Genomic DNA, 18,209 nt, shown 5'->3' with positions numbered 1-18,209 from the left:
AAAATGCGATTGAATTTTTCTTTTTTCAATCACATTTCGGACAACTCTGTCATCGAGCTTTCAATCTTGAGTCATCTCACTGTCATCTGCACTTCCAATAATGACCGACCGCCTAAGTAGACACTTACCTCTGTTAATTTGGGCAAAAAACACGCTATGCATTAATCATTATGGAGACTGCTTGAATGTTACGGCAGCAACGCTTAGAAAGACTCATCCAACGCGCCCAATCGTTCCCTTTGTGTATTGCCCATCGTGGCGCCAGTGGCCACAAGCTGGAAAACACCCTTGAGGCCTTTGATTACGCGGCCAAACTAAACGCTGAAATGTGGGAAATAGATGTCCGCTTAACAGCAGACGGGGTTTGTGTCGTCAGCCATGATGATAGCCTGGAACACACGGCAGGTATCGACGCGAACATATCGGAACTCACCTACGAACAACTCCAGCAGTATTCACTTTATAATGGAGAATGCGTCCCGACATTCCATCAAGTCCTTACGCTCGCCGTGGCCACCGATAGTGGCCTGTACATCGAACTCAAAGGCGAAGGTGCAGGCCTCGAAGTCCTTCGCATTTTAGAAGAAACACCTTATGACCAGGTTACAATCGGCAGTTTTGTTGCACAATGGATAGCGGAACTGGATGAGTGCGGAGCAAACTATCCGCTTTCAGTTCTTGTTCGGATTGATGAATGCCCATTCGAGCAAGCAACAAAAGCAAAAGCCGACATGATCCATTTATGTTGGGAGCAAGCATCAGAAACCCCGCATGAATATCTGACCCCAGAGTTCTTCGTCAAAGCCGAAGCACGCAACCTTCCTGTGGTGATCTGGCATGAAGAACGTCCTAGCGAAATAGCAAAGCTCATCCAGATGCCAGTGATTGGGATTTGCTCTGATTTGCCTGAACTTATCACCGGCTACCGCCCCCACCAAACCAACCCTATCGAACTGGTTCTTCACCGCGGGGCGAATGATGTCACACCAGAAAATACCAAAGCCAGTGCGACCATGGGTTACCGAATGGGTGCAAAAGTCATCGAGTTAGATCTCAACACCAGTGCTGACGGTCAATTAATGGTGATCCATGATCCTACTGCAGACCGTACCACCAGCCTGTCTGGTCATATTCGGGATCTCAGTAGCCAGCAGTTGCTCAATTGTGATGCTGGCAGTTGGTATAATCCGAGTTTTGACGATCAATATGTCAGCCTATTTGCTGAGTTTCTAGAACTTGCCAACCAACATGACGGTCAACTCTATGTCGAACTCAAAGATGCAGATGTGCACCAGGTAATTGCGGCAGCATGCCAACATAACGCCCTTGAACGCTGCTTCTTTTGGAGCTTCAACAATGACTACTTAGCCCAACTAAGCACGCATTATCCAGAAGTAAAGCTAATGAAACGCAGGCAGGACTTTGAGTCTTTGCAACACATCATTGAGGCTGGCACACCCGCTATCGTCGAGTATGACTATTTGATTGATAACTTAAATGAATTCAGCCTATGTCGCGATTTGGGCATTAAAACATTGTTACGATATCCCGATGCCAATATTGATAAATGGGTAGCGCTAATCAAGCTACAACCTGATATGGTCAATATCGACCACCCTTTTGCTTTTAGTAAAGCTTACCGCCAGTGGGAACAAGAGCAAGAGCTGCAAATTAAGAGTTAGGTATTACATGAAAAACGAATTATTACATCGCTATAGCTTTGCCTGCCAATTGGCACGAGAAGCAGGTTCACTGGCCTTGAACTATCAAAACCAGCTCAAGGAAGAAGGTCTTGCCGTAGATGTCAAAGGCAAGCAGGATTTCGTCAGCATTGCCGATCGAGAAACGGAAAATTTCATCCGACAGCAACTTGCAGCTAACTTTCCTGAAGATAACTTTCTGGGAGAAGAAAGTGGGGAAACAACCCACACAGATACAAAAGCTGACTCCGGAACTTGGGTTGTCGACCCCATTGATGGCACAACCAATTTCCTTCGCAAGCAGCCAATGTGGTGTGTGTCTATAGCGTATGTCATCAATGACGAGCCGGTAATTGGTGCAATCTATGACCCATGCCATGATGAGTTATTTTCAGCTATCAAAGGCGAAGGAGCATGGCTAAACGATAAGCGCCTAGCTATCGACCGCGATAATCAAGATGTTGTCGGTTTGGTCGACCTCGGCTACTCAGCCAAAATGCCGTTGGAAAATTACCTGAGTACTATGCAGCGCTTGCTGGATAATGGCATAGAACACCGCCGTCACGGCTCTGCTGCTCTTGGGCTTGCCCATGTCGCATCGGGGCAGTTTGATGGCTTCCGTGAAGATTTCATAAACGCCTGGGATATCATGGCCGGTATTGTGATACTTCGAGAAGCGGGCGCAGACGTTCTGGTCGAAAAAGTGAAAGGCGGCTATGCCATCCAAGCAAGTATTCCGGCATTGACGGATTTGCTCAGAGGCTAACGCGACCTTTCTGACTAAGCGGGCATAAAAAAAACAGTCACCCAATGTTATCGAACATCCGGTGACTGTTTTTTATTCAGTTATCTCAATTTAAAGGGACTAGCTAGCTTTTACTGGCTCTGCTGAAGCTTGTTCAGCTGCTTGCTCACTCTCTTTCGCATAGCGATTAGCCAAGATCGCACAGTAGAAGATCTGGATTTGGTGGTAGAACATAATTGGTAGCAGCATCATACCCAACATAGGGTTAGCTCCGAAAATCACTTTGGCCATCGGTACACCGGCCGCCAACGTTTTCTTGGTTCCGCAAAAAACAGCCGCTATTTCATCTTCACGATTAAACCCTGCCTTGCGAGCGACCCACTGCATACTGTGCACTACCACCAACAATATCAGGGTGGTGAAAAGCAAGGTCAACGCCAGAGTGCTGATAGCAAAGTCTGACCAAATCCCATCTTTCACCGAGTCACTAAAGGCGTTGAACACGATAAGCAAAATCACCCATTTGTCGATTTTATTGATAATTGCTTTACGTTTTTCCAAAAACTTAAGCAACACAGGACGTAACAGTTGTCCAACGATCATTGGCAAAAGCAGCATTGAAGAAATGGATATTACGGTATCAATGATGTCCATCTCGACACCTTCCATCCCCATAAACCACTGGATCAGCAATGGAGTAATCAACACACCCAAGACACTGGACAGTGATGCATTAAAGATTGCTCCTGGCACATTCCCCTTTGCTGCGCTGGTCATCGCGACCGATGAAGAGATTGTGCTTGGCAACACGAACAAATAACAGAAACCAAAAGCCAATGCGGCAGGCATCATGGCATGGAAAACATCACCGAATAAAAGCCAGAGAAAAGGGTAGGCAATAAAGGTCGCGCTCTGAACAAAGAGGTGTAACTTCCAGTTGGTGATACCGGCTTTAATGGCCTGGGGCGATAATCCAATGCCATGCAGGAAGAAAATAATCGCAATCCCCACAGCGGTGACTTGGTCCAAATGTAGTAAACCACCCGATTGACCCACAGAGGGCATAAGGGCAGCCAGCGCAACCGCGACTAGCATTCCAGTTAGGAACCATTCTTTTTTAAAGTAACTGATAACTCTTTTAATCACATTTTCACCTTTCATACTTGCATGCCATTTGGAGAAGCACACCAAACAACTTGCCATCCATTGGCAACGTTTAGGTAATAGGATACGCTGGTGAAAACTTCCTGCTATCGCAAAGGAGATAACTTTTGTCGATTACAAGACAAAGTGGCCCATTATATTCCCAGCAGGGTATTCAACTAAGCCTTTCTTAGCCCAAAAACAAAGGGAGACTGTCACGGTGAAACAGGCGCACAACAATAGTCAAAGACAACATAGGCATGTCCCCCTACTTAAAGAGCTTCCCCGACCCGTTTATGCCCGGGTAGAAAGCTGGCAACAGTCCGGTAGCCAAACCCATTGGCATACCCATGGCTGGGGCCAGTGGTCCTATGCATCAGAAGGGATGCTCATCGTCCATACCCGCAAAGGCCATTATGTCGCCCCTCCTCAGTTTGCGATTTGGATTCCCGAAGGGATTGAGCACAAAGTCATTTCCAATGGCGCAGCACAAATGCGAAGCCTGTATATCGAAACCACATCACTCCCCGAGAAAGAATGGCAAGAACCAAGAGTGTGTAGTATTACCCCCTTGGTACGAGAGCTCACCCTTCAGTTTTGTGAGCTTCCTACTGACTACAGCATCGCTAACGCCGATGGCCGGTTGGCGCAGGTACTTGTCGATCAAATAGCTTGCCTTCCACCAGCCGCAACTCAGTTAACAATACCCAATGATAAACGCCTTGCCACACTCGCTGAGCTTTTGCAGGCGCACCCCGAAGAGCCAAGAGACATTGAACAGCTCGGAAAGCTCGTTGGCCTATCAGGACGGAGTGTAAGTAGGCTTTTTAAGCAACAGACGGGGTTGACGTTCCAACAATGGCGCCAACGGGCTAGATTACTTGAAGCCTTGAACCGATTAGAATCAGGTGCGCCAGTCACTCGAGCCTCTATCGAATGTGGTTACGACTCCGTCTCTGCTTTTGTCTCCATATTCAAAAAACAATTTGGCGTCACACCAGGTAAATACCTACGCAAGGAGTAATGCGATTTACTCAGCGTCCTGGGAATATCCCAACTAGTGAAATCGCATTATCCGTATTAGTCTTTAAATACTTCACAGTAAAAGGCAGACACGATGACGACCAGCAAGGAAATCCACTGGCCTGAATATTACCACCCAAAAAATGCGCAGTTGCATGTGAGAAACGAAACACTGATACCCGCTCAAGCCAATACTGTCTGGTCATGTCTCGTGCACGCACCTTGCTGGCCCCAGTGGGGGCGCGCCAAAACATCAGTACAAATTATCAATGGCGACGGTATAGAGCTGCACAAAGGCACTATCTTTAATTGGAGAACACGAGCCCTGCATTTTGATTGTACGGTGGTTGAATATATTCCTCATGAGCGGATCGCCTGGAAAGGCAAGTGTGGTGATGTCGATATGTACCATGCCTGGCTGATCGAGCCCACCGATGATGGTTGTATTATCAAAACAGAGTCCACCCAACGTGGTGGGATGACTTGGCTAACTAAATACTTCACCAGCCGAAATATTCATTCCTATCACAGAAAGTGGCTAGACGAGCTTCAAAAACAGCCTGAGTGTAAAAAACGGCGCACAACTTATACCAATCGAGATAAGTAGCAGCTCAAGTATTAATGTAGGTTGGTATTAGTTCCAATGCCTTCGTTCTATCATGTACCTGTTGCTAACGTCTAAAAACCCAGCCCTGCCTCATCGAAAAAAAACATTAATTTCATATTGTTAGGAAAGCTGTCTCCCTAAACCTCAAATAAACCATGAACGATTGTTCAAAATTAACCTTGAACAGTCGTTCAATTGGTTCTATATTGTTTTCAACACAGTGGTATTTATTACTTAATACGAGAGAAAACCATGACAGCATTTACTATCCACAACATTGACACAGCTCCTGAAGCCAGCAAAGCTCGTTTAGAGGCAGCGCAAAAACAAAACGGTATGATCCCAAATTTGTATGGTGTATTAGCAGAGTCTCCGAATACATTCGAAGCCTATCAAACGTTGCATCAACTCTTCGTCAACAGCTCATTTGATGCAGAAGAGCTGACAGTGGTGTGGCAAAGCATCAACGTCGAACATGAATGTACTTACTGTGTTCCTGCCCACACAGGTATCGCCCACTCTATGAAAGTAGATCCAAAATTAACCGACGCCCTTCGAAATGAAGAAGCGATGCCGACCGAAAAGCTCCAAGTACTGCGTGATACGACACTAAGTATCGTTCGCAACCGCGGTAATATTTCTGATGCAGAGCTTGAGACATTCTATGCTGCCGGTTACGGCCACCAACAAGTACTAGAAATTATTTTGGGCCTATCACAAAAAGTGATCAGCAATTATGTTAATCACGTTGCCAAAACCCCTGTTGACGATGTATTTAAGAAATTTGCTTGGCAAAAATAGAGAATCTGAAACAAGGAGCCCGAAAATGACTAAGAAAATTAAACTCGATATTATTTCCGACGTAGTTTGCCCGTGGTGCCTTGTCGGCTACAAGCACCTAGAAGCAGCAATCACCGAGCTCGGCATTCAAGATAGCATCGAGATTGAATGGCAGCCGTTTGAGCTCAACCCTGATATGCCTGCAGAAGGCGAAAATCTGCGCGTACATATCACAAAGAAATATGGTTCGACGCCAGAAGAAAGCCAGCAGGCCCGAGCAAGAATTGCCCAGCTTGGTGCTGAGTACGGCTTCATTTTCAACTATTTTGATGACATGAAAATGGTCAACACGCTGGATGCCCATGTCTTGCTGGAATTTGCCAAGGAATGCGGTAAGCAAACGGCTTTAAAGATGCGTTTATTCGGTGCTTTTTTCAGTGAGCAGAAAGATGTCTCCGACCGACAAGTCTTGCTCGAAGCAGTCGCTAACCTAGGTTTGGACAAACAAGCTGCCCAAGCAAGGCTGGAGAATGCTGTTCATCGCGAAGAAATCCGCTCACAGGAGGCATACTGGCAACAACTAGGCGTGTCAGCGGTTCCTACCGTAGTGTTCAATCGCACCAGCGCGCTAACCGGAGCTCAGGAAGTAGACACCTATAAGCAAGTACTTACTGAGCTTATAAGCGAACTAAATAATTAAGTGCCTGCTCGTTTATCTATGGGAGGAGGCAGTATAAGCGGGAGGCTAGAATGTTTTACCTAACCATTCCTCACTGTTTGCCCCGATAACACATTCATTGTTGACGCGCATGGCAAGCCGTTGCTGACACCGAGAGGAAACATCCGTAAACCCTTTTTTTGGCAACGTGCGAACTGATTCAATCAAAGCTTTCCAATGCGGTTGCTCTTGAACAGCCAAGGTGTAGTAAACCCATTTACCTTGTTTTTCCTGCGTCAATAGCCCTGCCTTGTAAAGCATTTTAAGATTACGTGAGGCGTTGTATTGACTGTCACCAGTCACATCCATGGCTTCAGCAACAGTAATTCTTTGATCAACATGAACCAGTAACCAAAACAAACGAAGCCGATGGGGTTCCGCTAATGCCTTCAAGGCATCAATGTATTGTTCTTCCATTATTTATGTTGTTGTTTCTTAAGACTAGCAACCATTATAGCGATTCCAATCAAGAATACGATTCCTGAATGGGTAGCATGAAAAGCAAGCGATTGAGCATCTGCACCGCTAAACAGTGCAATCCAAAAGATCGGACAAAAAAAACCAAGCAAAGCAATGTTTCTACCCGCTTTGGTTTGCTCAGATATTTGGCCACCTTTAATCAACACAGAAAACGCTTTGATAATGTGGCTATAAGCACACCACTTACTCAGACCGGATACTATACTTTTCATTCACTTACTTCCATTTCGCTATTATATAAGAGCAATCTCAACTCAAACATATGATCACTTGCGCATTTATGCAAGTATTGATGGTGTAACCTGTGATATAAAAAACGATCATTCTCTTCTTAACCCCTCCTTAACCCACCTACTTGCTATCTTGCCGCTATCATCACGGAGACAAGAACCATGACAACCCGATACGCTATATTACCTTTGATTTTTGCCGGCTTAATGGCTAAAACAGTGAAGATAATCATGTAAGCACAATTTCTGATATCGGCCGCTGCAGCGTTGGGTTACGGGATATTATTCGCTACTGTCATCACGCTGTTACTGACTCCATCTCTCCTGTTGATCCAATGTGAAGTCAAAGCTGGATTGATGAAACTCAAAACACGAATATTCAACGGCACATCAACCGAGCAAACAGCCTAAAGATAAGCTAAGTTAACTTTATTATTCAGAGAGTAAGAGGTAACAATGAAAACGGACACACTACAATTAATGTTGGTCGAAGATGATATAGATCTCGCCGCCGCGATTGTTGATTACCTCGAACTCGAAGATATTCAGTGTGACCACGCGGCTAATGGTCTATCAGGCCTAAATCTGATCAAAAATCATGATTATGATGTCGTCATTCTCGATTTGAACCTTCCGAAAATGAACGGGCTGGAGGTCTGTGAGCAGCTACGACAACAAGGCATTGATGTCCCCGTATTGATGCTCACCGCTCGTGATACCTTGGATGATAAGCTCGCAGGTTTTTCCAAAGGGGCCGATGACTACCTCGTTAAGCCCTTCGCCATGGAAGAGTTGATTATTCGAGCTCAAGTACTGTCACGTCGCCGCAGTGGCCAAGTCAGTAAACTGATCATTGCCGATCTGGAACTCAATACTCAACAACAAACCGCCAAACGCAACTCGCTACCATTAAAGCTGTCGCCAATCGGCTTCAAGATCCTCGATACGCTAATGCGTGCCAGTCCCAACCCGGTATCGAGAGAAAAGCTCATCCAAAGCGTTTGGGGAGAGGAGCAACCCGACAGCAACAGCTTGAAAGTCCATATGTTTAATCTCAGAAAGATGGTTGATGGCCAGTCAGAGATCAAGCTTATCCATACCCTGGTAGGTAAGGGTTTTGTGTTAAAGAGCGAGAAGCCGGCATGAAAATAAGACCTAGCCTGCGGCTTCATTTTCTCCTTGCTATGCTGTTGACCGGCACCATAACCATTATTGCAATGTCAGCAGTCAGTCTTAGCTACTTTTTTTCCGGCATGGATTTGGCGATGAGTGGCATGATGCATTCACAGGCCTTCCAACAAGATATCCGTGATGGTCAGCCACAACAAATACGCAATATCAATGTCGCGAGCCGCTGGGAAGATCTCCCTATATCCATTCGGCAAAACCTTGATCAAAAAGATCTTGTCGAAGGTGAGTTACTCAAGAAAATCGAAGGAATACCGTTAATTGAACACCCAAAAGCTGGCTACTTTGCGATGAAAGCTACCGAAGAGGGTGAAACGCGCTATATTTCAATGACCTTCCCGGAAAAGCCCCCCGAGCACCTTCCGCCCCGCGCTTCTCGCCAGTTTGTTTACCTCATTCTCACCGCTTGCTTAGCGATTATTATTTTTGCGTCGATATTAGTCTTCACCCTGCGTGGAGTAGCCACTCCGGTTGAAGCCCTCAAGGACTGGGCAAAAAGCCTTAATAAAGAAAAGTTATCTCTGCCTGTTCCTGACTTCCATTTTGGTGAACTCAACACCTTGGCAAACATCATTCAAAGCAGCTTATCATCGGTACAAGAAAGTCTAGACAGAGAACAGCGCTTCCTTGGTTATGCCAGCCATGAATTACGGACCCCCATAGCGGTTACACGCACCAACGCCGAGTTGTTGCGCAAGATGATAATAAAAGGCGTCGATAACAAAAAACAAATTGATGTGCTGGATCGCATCGAACGTGCCGGATTCACCATGACCAACCTCACTGAGACCCTGCTATGGCTAAATCGCCAGGAAGAAAAGGCGCTGCCAACCCAGAACATAATTATCGGAGAGTTAACCCAACAAATTACTCAGGAGCTGAATTACCTGCTTGGCGGTAAATCGGTTGATGTTGAGATGCGTACTGACAACACGTATAACCAACAGCCAGAGTCACTCTGCCGGATTATCATTTCAAACCTGATCCGTAATGCTTTCCAGCATACCAATGATGGCAAAGTCGAGATCCTTCAGTCCGGCCACCAGCTTACGATCATCAATAAAAATCACTCCGCGCAGCATACCGCGGATGATCTTGGTTTTGGTTTGGGTCTGGAATTAACAGAACGGCTGATAAAACAATATGGCTGGCAATATGACTCTATTGAACTTGAGTCCGGCAGAAAGGTTAGAGTGCAATTTAATGCCCTAAATGAACACCAAAAATGAAATAGGTTCGAGCTTAATCAACAACCACCTCGCCAACGAGGTGGTTGTACAGTGAAATGGGAGTCAACTACGGTTTAAGCTTCAACACATCATCAATGTCGCTGCCACTGTGACGCTCAGGTACTTGCTCCCACTCTTCCCCCCAAGTACGGTTGACCATTTTTCCGCGCTGTACTGCAGAGCGGGCATCAATCTCTTTGGCCCAGCGCACCAAATGGGTGTACTGCTCGACCTGCAGGAATTCAGCAGCATCATACAACTTGCCAAGCACCAAGTTGCCATACCACGGCCAAATAGCCATGTCTGCAATAGTGTATTCATCACCGCCAATAAACGCATTATTGGCTAACTGCTTATCGAGCACATCAAGCTGACGCTTGGCTTCCATGGTGAAACGATCAATCGGGTATTCAAACTTCTCAGGTGCATAAGCATAAAAATGGCCAAAGCCACCTCCAAGATAAGGAGCAGAGCCTTGAAGCCAGAACAACCAGTTCATGACTTTGGTTTTTGCTTCAAGATCGCTTGGCAGAAAATGACCGAATTTTTCTGCAAGATACAGCAGGATACCGCCAGATTCGAAGACGTTGATCGGTTTTTCAAGCGAATAATCAACCAGGGCCGGGATTTTGGAGTTTGGGTTAACGCCAACAAACCCTGATGAAAACTGATCGCCCTCGCCTATTCGAATCAAATGGGCGTCATACTCTGCTTCTGAAACACCAGCAGCCAGTAACTCTTCCAGCATGATCGTTACTTTCTGGCCGTTAGGTGTACCCATAGAGTAAAGCTGCAGCGGATGGGAGCCGACAGGCAATACCTGCTCATGCCTCGCACCTGAATCAGGACGATTAATACTCGCCCATTCTCCACCGTTTTCACTGTCATATGTCCAGACTTTAGGTGGGTTATACTGTGTTCCCATTCGTTATTCCTCGCATCTATCATTACTGGGCGCTACCCAAACTCAGTCACTTTGGCAAGGCCATGAACAACCGTTCAAAATTAAAGTTAGCTAAGGTAAAAAAGGAATGCAAGGACTTTGAACGAATGTTCACAAATCGTTATTTATTCGCAGGTCTACTCGCTCTATTAACGGCAATGGCGCACTATGCTTTCTTATAAGACTCCGGCGTTAGCGTCCGCAAAATTTGCGCTATTGTGCTAATTTGGCTGCTACTATTAGAATGGAATTTTACTTAGCGGGTAGTATCGATTAATGGATTTGTCTAACGCGCGGGCACTTTGATAATAATGCAACCTTAACCTGAAGGTGCACGATATGATTGGCAAAGGATATAAGGAATACATTACATCGGCTCAAACAAGAGATGCACGGACCTTTGATATCATAATAATCGGCTCGGGTACCGGAGGACTCAGTGCAGCATCCTTTTTAGCCCAAGCAGGAAAGCGCGTACTGCTGCTGGAACAACACAACGTACTTGGGGGATATACCCATACGTTTGGCCGCAAGGGATATACCTGGGATGTCGGTTTGCACTACGTGGGCCAAGCTCATATCGAGGGAACCGTGTTAAACAAAGTCTTTCGCTATATATCGAAAGATCAGCTCAAGTGGGCTCCCCTTGATGACATTTATGACCGGGCGGTCTTTGGCAATGACGAATACATGTTCCCCAGAGGACGGGAAAACCTCAAGGCCAAGCTAAAGCAATATTTCCCTACAAAACAGGATATGGCCTCAATCGATAAATACTTCGCGCTACTCGATGAAGCCCAAAAGCTCGGTAGCGGTTATTATATTGAAAAAACCCTTCCCCCATTACTATCAGCACTCTTCGGCGGCTTTCTTCGCCGCAGCACACTCAAATTCTCCGACAAAACCACATTAGAAGTATTAAGGGGCATTACTGACAACCCCAAACTGATTGGCGTACTGACCTGCCAATATGGCGATTACGGTTTAGAGCCTTCTAAGAGCAGTTTTTACATGCATGCACTGCTTGCCAATCACTATATCGATGGGGCCGCTTACCCGGTTGGCGGGGCATCGAAAATCGCCGAATGTATTGTTCCGATAATTGAGCAGTCGGGAGGGGTGGCTTTAACCCAGGCCGATGTGAGTAAAATTATCGTCGAGCAAAACAGAGCTGTTGGCGTTCGCATGAATGACGGTGAAGCGTTCTACGCCAATGCGATTGTCAGCGCAACAGGTATTGTGAGCACCTACTGCTGCTTGCTGCCTGATGACGTTCGCCAGAAATATCAGCTAAACAAACTGATTAACAAGCTGGAACCTGCCACGGCTCATGCCGGATTATATATAGGCATCAAAGAGTCACCCGTAACGCTTAATTTACCCAAATGCAATTACTGGATTTTTCCCCAGCAGTACGATCATGACCGAGGGCGAGCAGAGTACAAGGATTTTTCCTCCATGCTTCCAGTCTCATTTGTCTCATTCCCTTGGGCAAAAGATCCCGCCGCCGAGCAGACACACCCCGGACGAAGCACCGCCGAAGTGGTGATTTTGGTGCCCTATAAGTGGTTTGCTCTATGGGAAAACACCACATGGCAGAAACGCGGCGAAGAATATAAAGCGCTCAAGGAACACTTGGCGCAACAAATGTTAGAGCAGCTGTACCGTGTGGCGCCTCAACTGGAAGGCAAAGTCGATTATTATGAGGTCTCTACCCCGCTCAGTACGCGTCATTTTTCCCACCATGAACAAGGTGAGATCTATGGCATTGCCCATTCGCCGCAACGTTTCCGGCAAAAATTTCTGCGCATTCATACGCCGGTATCCAACCTATTTCTATCGGGACAGGATGTCATGACGGCGAGTATCGCGGGGGGGACTATGGCAGGGCTGCTTTGCGCGTCGACAATTTTAAAGAAAAACCTACTATGGACAGTCAACAAAACAATCAGATAGACCTCAATCAGCGTATTGCCATCCTAGGGGCTGGCTCAGCAGGGCTCAGTGCCGCAGAAGCCCTGAAGCAAAAAGGCTACAAGCACGTCAAGCTCTTCGAGCGCACGGATCATGCAGGCGGAAAATGTCTGAGTGTCAAGATCGCCTCAAAAACCTACGAACTTGGGGCGGGCATTGTCACGGAGAATAACACCGTCCCTCTCCGGCTGGCTAAGCAATATGGCATCCCAATCGAACAGGCTCATTTTGGCCAAAGTATTTTCGTCAACAAAAACGGTCAGCAAATCCCCACGCAGTCACTGGCGCTCAAACTCAAAGTGTTATGGCAGCTGTTTTTCCGCTACCGGCGCATTCTAGGGCAATACAAAGAGCTAGAATCCCCCGGGTTTCACCATCTTTCCCCAGCGATTACGTTGCCATTCGACCAATTTGCCAAAGATAAAAAAATTACCGACTTAGCCAATATCTTCAGTTTGTTTCTCTCCGGTTTTGGCTATTGTTACTCTGATCATGTGCCAACGGCTTATGTTCTGAAATACGTCAATTGGAAAACCATTGTGGCTTACTTGAAAAACCAAGTTTATGTCTTTCCACAAGGTATTCAGGGATTATGGACGCGTGTCGCGAGGGAGCATGATGTTCGATTTAAGGCTGATATCACCCACATTAACCGAGCCGAAACCATAACAATTACGACAAAAGCTGGAGCAGAAGAATTTGATAAGCTTATTGTGACAACGCCACTGGATGAGACGGCGTTATTTATGGACTTAAGTCTTCAAGAGCAGGCGCTATTTGAAAAAATCATGTATCTGGATTATCAGACCATTCTTTGCACAGTTAACAACTTCGTTGAAAAGACTGGCTACGTACCAGAGAACTTTATTAGAGAGCGAGAAGGGCACCCCGTTTTCTGGTACTACAGGCAAGCCGGACACCCCATCTATTCTTTTTATGTGCTAACCGATAAAAACATCAGCGAAAACGAAGTCACCGAGAATCTTGGAAGGTTTGTCCACCAGATGGGTGGAGAGATAAAATCTGTTCATCAATTCATTCATTGGAAATACTTCCCCCATGTCGAAACCGATGAGATGAACAATGGCTTTTATGACAAGCTCGATAAAATACAAGGTAGCCAGCACACCTACTACGCCGGCGAGCTTCTCAACTTTAGCTGCGTGGGCTTCACCTGTGAATATGCCGAATACATCGTAAACAGGTACTTTTAATGATGCCTGATAACCGCCATAACCTTATCAGCCGACCAACAGTATTCCATAGAGGTACACCATAGGGTATACCCCATAACAATTACCAATAAAAAAGGGACCTAAAATAAGATCCCTTCACCTATCAAACTATAGTCAGATAGCTTTACTAAAATGGCTTTCTTGCAACTGTGCCTAAATAACCAATAGGAGTTACCAGCAGGCGTTAAATGCTTCCACATACGCTTTGGCATTGTTTCGAATTTCATCAGCCGTCATACCCGGCTTGTACAGTGCAGCGCCCAACCCAAAACCTTGAGCACCCAGTTCAGTATATGGCTTCATGCTATCAACACTTGGGCTAACCCCCCCCACCGGTAAGCAAATCGTCTCTGGTGGTAATACAGACTTCAGCGCTTTAAAGCCTGAAGTGCCAAGCATGGTAACCGGAAACAGCTTAAGGCCCGTCGCTCCTGCAGCTAAAGCTGCAAACGCTTCAGTTGGTGTAACAACACCCGGGAATGTCGCACAGCCTGCTTCGACCGACATTTTGACGACGTCTTCCTGGAAATTCGGCGTTACCACAAGGTTAGCGCCAGTGTCGATCACCTGTTGGGCAAGTTCTGGCGTTGTGACGGTACCTGCACCGATATAGTAATTGCTGCCAAAATGATCCACCAACTTCTTAATACTCACTAGTGCATCAGGGCTATTTAACGGGACTTCAATCATGGTGAAGCCCTCTTCAATCAGCACCTGTGTAACACTGATCACTTCTTCAGGAGTAACACCACGAATGATCGCCACAAGAGGCAAGTTATCAGCTAGATTAAATGGTTTAGTTGTCATTGTTCATTACCCCTTGGATTGCAGCCATTCCGGCAATGAAACATTCATCGCCATTTATATATGTTGATTCGATATCAAGAGCCTGACAGGCAAGTTGGTAGCGGTCGCACAGCTTGCTTCCCCCAACTAGATACACCTGCTTAGTGCCATGTAAAGATAGGGCTTGAAGCTCATTACCAATTAATACACCGGATAGATAATCCAACACTTCTTCACCAGCGATGTTGTTAAACAAGCGATGAGTACGTGCCATAAACAAAGTATTAGTTAGCTGTTCAGCTTGCCCTTCGCTAACCCCTTTAAGGAAAGCCGACTTGTCGCTTAACGCACCAGACTCAGGTAGACCTCGTCCAAGAATCGTATGCTTTGAAATCACGGAAAACAGCTCGCCAGTCATGTATGACGAAAAAGCTGTCAACTCACCTTTATTGAACACCGCATGCTTACTATGGGTGCCTGGCATCACGGCGACCAAGTCACTCATACCTGTCAGTTTCGCCAGACCAAACAACTGTACCTCTTCACCTCGCATTACATCGAACAGACCCTGATCCGTTTGATGACTGACGCCCGGTACAATTGTTGCTGTTGCCCCCCATGGCAACCCAAAACGATAGGTTTTATCACCAAGTTGCTGGGCACTGACTGAAGTCGGTACATAATCGACATTGGCCCAGCCTTGCTGGGATCCCACCATGCCCGCCATAAAAATCGGCAGGTCTTTATATTCGGCTAGCCAGCCTGACAACACATTTTCCAGCTCAATAGCGAACTCGCCTTCCTTTACCTGCAACAGGCCCAGCGACAACTCAACCTTATCAAGTACGTCACCTTGCTCACCCATCGCAAAGGCACGAAAGTTCGTCGTTCCCCAATCAATAACAAGCCAATGTGCCGGTATTTGTTTTTTTGTCATTCGATAAGATCCCTACCACAGCCCCGCAAGAGCGGGGCATAAAATTAAAATTAAGAGAGTTAATTGATCTTATAGCGATCGATGATTTCGCGATTCACATCGACACCGATACCCGGTTTAGTCGAAATCTGTACCTTGCCTTCAACCATTTTGATGCCATCACAAATGAGATCCTTGCGGAACGGATGCGATGATTGATCATATTCCAGCATTGGTTCGATAGGGTTAAGCGACAGTGGTGCTGCTGGTAGTGAGGCAATAAACTGCAATGAAGCCGCGATACCGATACCGGACCCCCAAACATGTGGGATCATGCGCGTATTGTTCGCCTGTGCCATTGCTGCGATTTTCTTGCACTCAGTGATACCGCCAGAAGAACACAGATCCGGTTGGATAATGTCCAACGCATTGCTTTCAAGCCACGGGCGGTAACCCGTTTTGCCGAATACTTGCTCACCGGCAGCAATATAGGTTTTCGATAGATTTTTGATCTGCTGATAGCCTTCAAGATCTTCCGGCGCCAGCAGCTCTTCGAGAAAATACGGATTGTATTCTTCCGTTTCTTTGATAATGCGACGCGCAGCCCCGACACTATAGGCACCATTGGCATCCGCCATAATCTTCACATCCTCACCTACCGCTTCGCGAATGGCACGGATCAGGGCAACGTCTTCTTCGATACCAAAACCGATCTTCAGCTTGAATGCGCCAAAGCCTGATTCAACATGGCGGTGTGCTTCTTCAATCGAGTCTTGCGGGTAAGTAGCCCCTTCAACACGATAGAAGCCAGTCGCGTATGGCGTCACTTCCTTACGGAAAGCACCACCAATCAGTTTGTGGATCGGTTGGTTAAGCGCCTTACCCATAATGTCCCACAATGCGATATCAACACCGCTGATGGCATTGACCGCCGAGCCGCCTTGGCCATACGGACGGGTCAAGTTGTACATCTCTTCCCAAAGTACTTCGACATCAAACGGGTCACGGTTAAGCAGCAAAGGTTTGAAAGCATGCTCGATGAAAGCTGCAGCAATATGCGGAGGCTGTAAGCCATGACACAACGCTTCACCAAACCCAGTGATCCCTTCATCTGTCACTATTTCCACAATCAGTGAGCTACGGTTATGTACCCAACCTTGTGAGAAATAAAACGGTTGCTCCAGCGGTACAGATATCGCGTGAGGAATAACGTCAATAATTTTCATAGTGCTACCTTTTTAAATCAGTGCCAGAGACAGTTGTGGAATGAAGATGACAAACATCAGGGCAATCAACATCGCGACGAAGAACGGTAAAATAGCTTTCGACAAGCGCTCCACGGAGATCCCCGAGACACTCGAACCGACAAACAAATTCAAGCCAAGCGGCGGGGTGATAAATCCGATAGCCAATGTCACGACCATGATGATACCAATGTGAACCGGATTGAATCCGAACAGCATGGCAACCGGCACCAGTATTGGTGTCAAGATGATGATGGCGGCAACGGTTTCCATGAAACAGCCCACAACAAGCAGGAGTGCAACCATCAGCAGAATAAAGACAATCTTGCTGTCAGAGAACGCCAGCATCGCATTGGCAATTTGAGTTGGAATTTGCTCAAGCGCAAGGTACTTACCGAACGCGGTCGCCGTGCCCACAATAAGTAGAACGATCACCGAGGTCAGAACAGATTTAGTGAAAATCTGAGGCAAATCCTTAAACGTAATTTCCTTATAAACAAACAGACTAACAACCAAGCCATAGACCACAGCGACCACACTAGCTTCGGTCGGCGTGAAGATACCGCCGTAGATACCACCAAGAATGATAACCGGGATAAGCAGCGCCAACTGGGCATGCTTAAGTTGCTCAAAGACTTCTTTCAGCGAGAAAGGTTCGTCAGAGCCTTTATAGCCTTTCTTCTTCGAGTAAATGTAAGCCCAGACAATCAAACAGAATGTGACTAATAGGCCAGGTACAACACCGGCAATAAACAGATCGCCAATTGAAGTGCTTGCTGACACACCGTACATCACCATAGGGATACTTGGCGGGATCATGACACCAATCGCACCCGCAGCGGTTACAACGGCTGTCGCGAAACCTCGGTCATAACCGTATTTGATCATCGCAGGGATCATGATGCCGCCAACCGCTGCTACCGTTGCAGGTCCTGAGCCTGAAATTGCGGCGAAGAACATGCAAGTGATGATCGACGCGATGGCAAAACCACCAGTGATGTTTTTCACTAACGAGTTGGCAAAGTTCACCAAACGTTGTGAAATACCACCACTTCCCATGATGTCACCGGCCAAGATGAAAAACGGCACTGCCATGATTGGGAAAGAATCAACAGAGGTAATAAGTGTGCTTACCAGGAAATCAACACTCAGGTTTCCTGTTGAAAGAATCGTTACCAAGGTAGCGATCCCCAATGCGATAGCAATCGGCACGGTATAGATCACCAAGAAGGCAAAGGTTGAAAATAGAATAAATATAGACATGCTTC

18 protein-coding genes are annotated in these 18,209 nt (G+C 46.5%); 10 read left to right on the top strand and 8 right to left on the bottom strand.

Going from position 1 to position 18,209, the window contains the following annotated elements; translation table 11 throughout:
• Nucleotides 1-185 precede the first annotated feature (185 nt).
• The gene (locus ACVA58_RS13300) at nucleotides 186-1,682 is read left to right on the top strand and encodes a glycerophosphodiester phosphodiesterase family protein (RefSeq protein ID WP_446510918.1); all 1,497 of its coding nucleotides are present in this window, start codon (nucleotides 186-188) and stop codon (nucleotides 1,680-1,682) included.
• A 7-nt stretch (nucleotides 1,683-1,689) separates the two neighbouring features.
• The gene (locus ACVA58_RS13295) at nucleotides 1,690-2,466 is read left to right on the top strand and encodes an inositol monophosphatase family protein (RefSeq protein WP_446510917.1); all 777 of its coding nucleotides are present in this window, start codon (nucleotides 1,690-1,692) and stop codon (nucleotides 2,464-2,466) included.
• A gap of 99 nt (nucleotides 2,467-2,565) precedes the next feature.
• On the opposite strand, the gene ACVA58_RS13290 is transcribed toward ACVA58_RS13295, so the two are convergent.
• Complete coding sequence (locus tag ACVA58_RS13290; RefSeq protein WP_446510916.1) at nucleotides 2,566-3,606, bottom strand: bile acid:sodium symporter family protein; 1,041 nt, start codon at nucleotides 3,604-3,606, stop codon at nucleotides 2,566-2,568.
• 202 nt (nucleotides 3,607-3,808) lie between these two features.
• Between ACVA58_RS13290 and ACVA58_RS13285 the strand changes: the two genes are divergently transcribed.
• The 4 genes from ACVA58_RS13285 to ACVA58_RS13270 all read left to right on the top strand — a co-directional run bounded on the left by ACVA58_RS13285 (nucleotide 3,809) and on the right by ACVA58_RS13270 (nucleotide 6,698).
• Nucleotides 3,809-4,612, top strand: a complete 804-nt coding sequence (locus ACVA58_RS13285) for a helix-turn-helix domain-containing protein (protein WP_446510915.1) — start codon at nucleotides 3,809-3,811, stop codon at nucleotides 4,610-4,612.
• 93 nt (nucleotides 4,613-4,705) lie between these two features.
• Nucleotides 4,706-5,218 carry an SRPBCC domain-containing protein gene (locus ACVA58_RS13280; RefSeq protein WP_446510914.1) on the top strand — a complete coding sequence of 171 codons (513 nt, stop codon included), beginning with the start codon at nucleotides 4,706-4,708 and terminating at the stop codon, nucleotides 5,216-5,218.
• Between the two features lie 252 nt (nucleotides 5,219-5,470).
• Nucleotides 5,471-6,019, top strand: a complete 549-nt coding sequence (locus ACVA58_RS13275; protein WP_446510913.1) for a carboxymuconolactone decarboxylase family protein — start codon at nucleotides 5,471-5,473, stop codon at nucleotides 6,017-6,019.
• Nucleotides 6,020-6,044: 25 nt separating this feature from the next.
• On the top strand, nucleotides 6,045-6,698 hold the full coding sequence (locus tag ACVA58_RS13270; RefSeq protein ID WP_446510912.1) for a DsbA family oxidoreductase: 654 nt from the start codon (nucleotides 6,045-6,047) through the stop codon (nucleotides 6,696-6,698).
• Between the two features lie 45 nt (nucleotides 6,699-6,743).
• On the opposite strand, the gene ACVA58_RS13265 is transcribed toward ACVA58_RS13270, so the two are convergent.
• Together ACVA58_RS13265 and ACVA58_RS13260 are read right to left on the bottom strand one after the other, a co-directional pair.
• Nucleotides 6,744-7,133: an ArsR/SmtB family transcription factor gene (locus tag ACVA58_RS13265; protein ID WP_446510911.1), complete on the bottom strand. Its 390-nt coding sequence runs from the start codon at nucleotides 7,131-7,133 to the stop codon at nucleotides 6,744-6,746.
• Entirely contained in the window at nucleotides 7,133-7,408 is a 276-nt protein-coding gene (locus ACVA58_RS13260) for a hypothetical protein (protein ID WP_446510910.1), read from the bottom strand. The genes ACVA58_RS13265 and ACVA58_RS13260 overlap by 1 nt, the downstream gene beginning before the upstream one ends.
• A 474-nt stretch (nucleotides 7,409-7,882) precedes the next feature.
• Between ACVA58_RS13260 and ACVA58_RS13255 the strand changes: the two genes are divergently transcribed.
• On the top strand, nucleotides 7,883-8,572 hold the full coding sequence (locus tag ACVA58_RS13255; protein WP_446510909.1) for a response regulator transcription factor: 690 nt from the start codon (nucleotides 7,883-7,885) through the stop codon (nucleotides 8,570-8,572).
• Nucleotides 8,569-9,843 carry a sensor histidine kinase gene (locus ACVA58_RS13250; protein ID WP_446510908.1) on the top strand — a complete coding sequence of 425 codons (1,275 nt, stop codon included), beginning with the start codon at nucleotides 8,569-8,571 and terminating at the stop codon, nucleotides 9,841-9,843. Before ACVA58_RS13255 ends, ACVA58_RS13250 begins: the two co-directional genes overlap by 4 nt.
• Nucleotides 9,844-9,910: 67 nt before the next feature.
• Here the strand turns inward: ACVA58_RS13250 and yghU are convergent, their stop codons facing one another.
• A complete protein-coding gene (gene yghU, locus ACVA58_RS13245; protein WP_446510907.1) occupies nucleotides 9,911-10,768 on the bottom strand; it encodes a glutathione-dependent disulfide-bond oxidoreductase in 858 nt (285 codons plus the stop codon).
• A gap of 357 nt (nucleotides 10,769-11,125) precedes the next feature.
• On the opposite strand from yghU, the gene ACVA58_RS13240 reads away from it, so the two are divergent.
• Both ACVA58_RS13240 and ACVA58_RS13235 read left to right on the top strand, forming a co-directional pair.
• Complete coding sequence (locus ACVA58_RS13240; protein ID WP_446510906.1) at nucleotides 11,126-12,742, top strand: phytoene desaturase family protein; 1,617 nt, start codon at nucleotides 11,126-11,128, stop codon at nucleotides 12,740-12,742.
• On the top strand, nucleotides 12,715-13,974 hold the full coding sequence (locus tag ACVA58_RS13235) for an FAD-dependent oxidoreductase (protein ID WP_446510905.1): 1,260 nt from the start codon (nucleotides 12,715-12,717) through the stop codon (nucleotides 13,972-13,974). Before ACVA58_RS13240 ends, ACVA58_RS13235 begins: the two co-directional genes overlap by 28 nt.
• 192 nt (nucleotides 13,975-14,166) lie before the next feature.
• On the opposite strand, the gene ACVA58_RS13230 is transcribed toward ACVA58_RS13235, so the two are convergent.
• The 4 genes from ACVA58_RS13230 to ACVA58_RS13215 are packed head-to-tail and all read right to left on the bottom strand — an operon-like array spanning nucleotide 14,167 to nucleotide 18,204.
• Nucleotides 14,167-14,802 (bottom strand): 2-dehydro-3-deoxy-6-phosphogalactonate aldolase, encoded by a 636-nt coding sequence (locus ACVA58_RS13230; RefSeq protein WP_446510904.1) that lies wholly within the window; start codon nucleotides 14,800-14,802, stop codon nucleotides 14,167-14,169.
• Entirely contained in the window at nucleotides 14,792-15,718 is a 927-nt protein-coding gene (locus tag ACVA58_RS13225; RefSeq protein ID WP_446510903.1) for a 2-dehydro-3-deoxygalactonokinase, read from the bottom strand. The genes ACVA58_RS13230 and ACVA58_RS13225 overlap by 11 nt, the downstream gene beginning before the upstream one ends.
• Before the next feature lie 59 nt (nucleotides 15,719-15,777).
• Nucleotides 15,778-16,923 (bottom strand): mandelate racemase/muconate lactonizing enzyme family protein, encoded by a 1,146-nt coding sequence (locus tag ACVA58_RS13220; RefSeq protein WP_446510902.1) that lies wholly within the window; start codon nucleotides 16,921-16,923, stop codon nucleotides 15,778-15,780.
• Between the two features lie 12 nt (nucleotides 16,924-16,935).
• A complete protein-coding gene (locus tag ACVA58_RS13215) occupies nucleotides 16,936-18,204 on the bottom strand; it encodes a TRAP transporter large permease (RefSeq protein ID WP_446510901.1) in 1,269 nt (422 codons plus the stop codon).
• Nucleotides 18,205-18,209: the final 5 nt, after the last annotated feature.

Source organism: Photobacterium sp. DNB22_13_2 (assembly GCF_052873915.1).
This window is presented reverse-complemented; position numbering and strand designations above follow the sequence as displayed.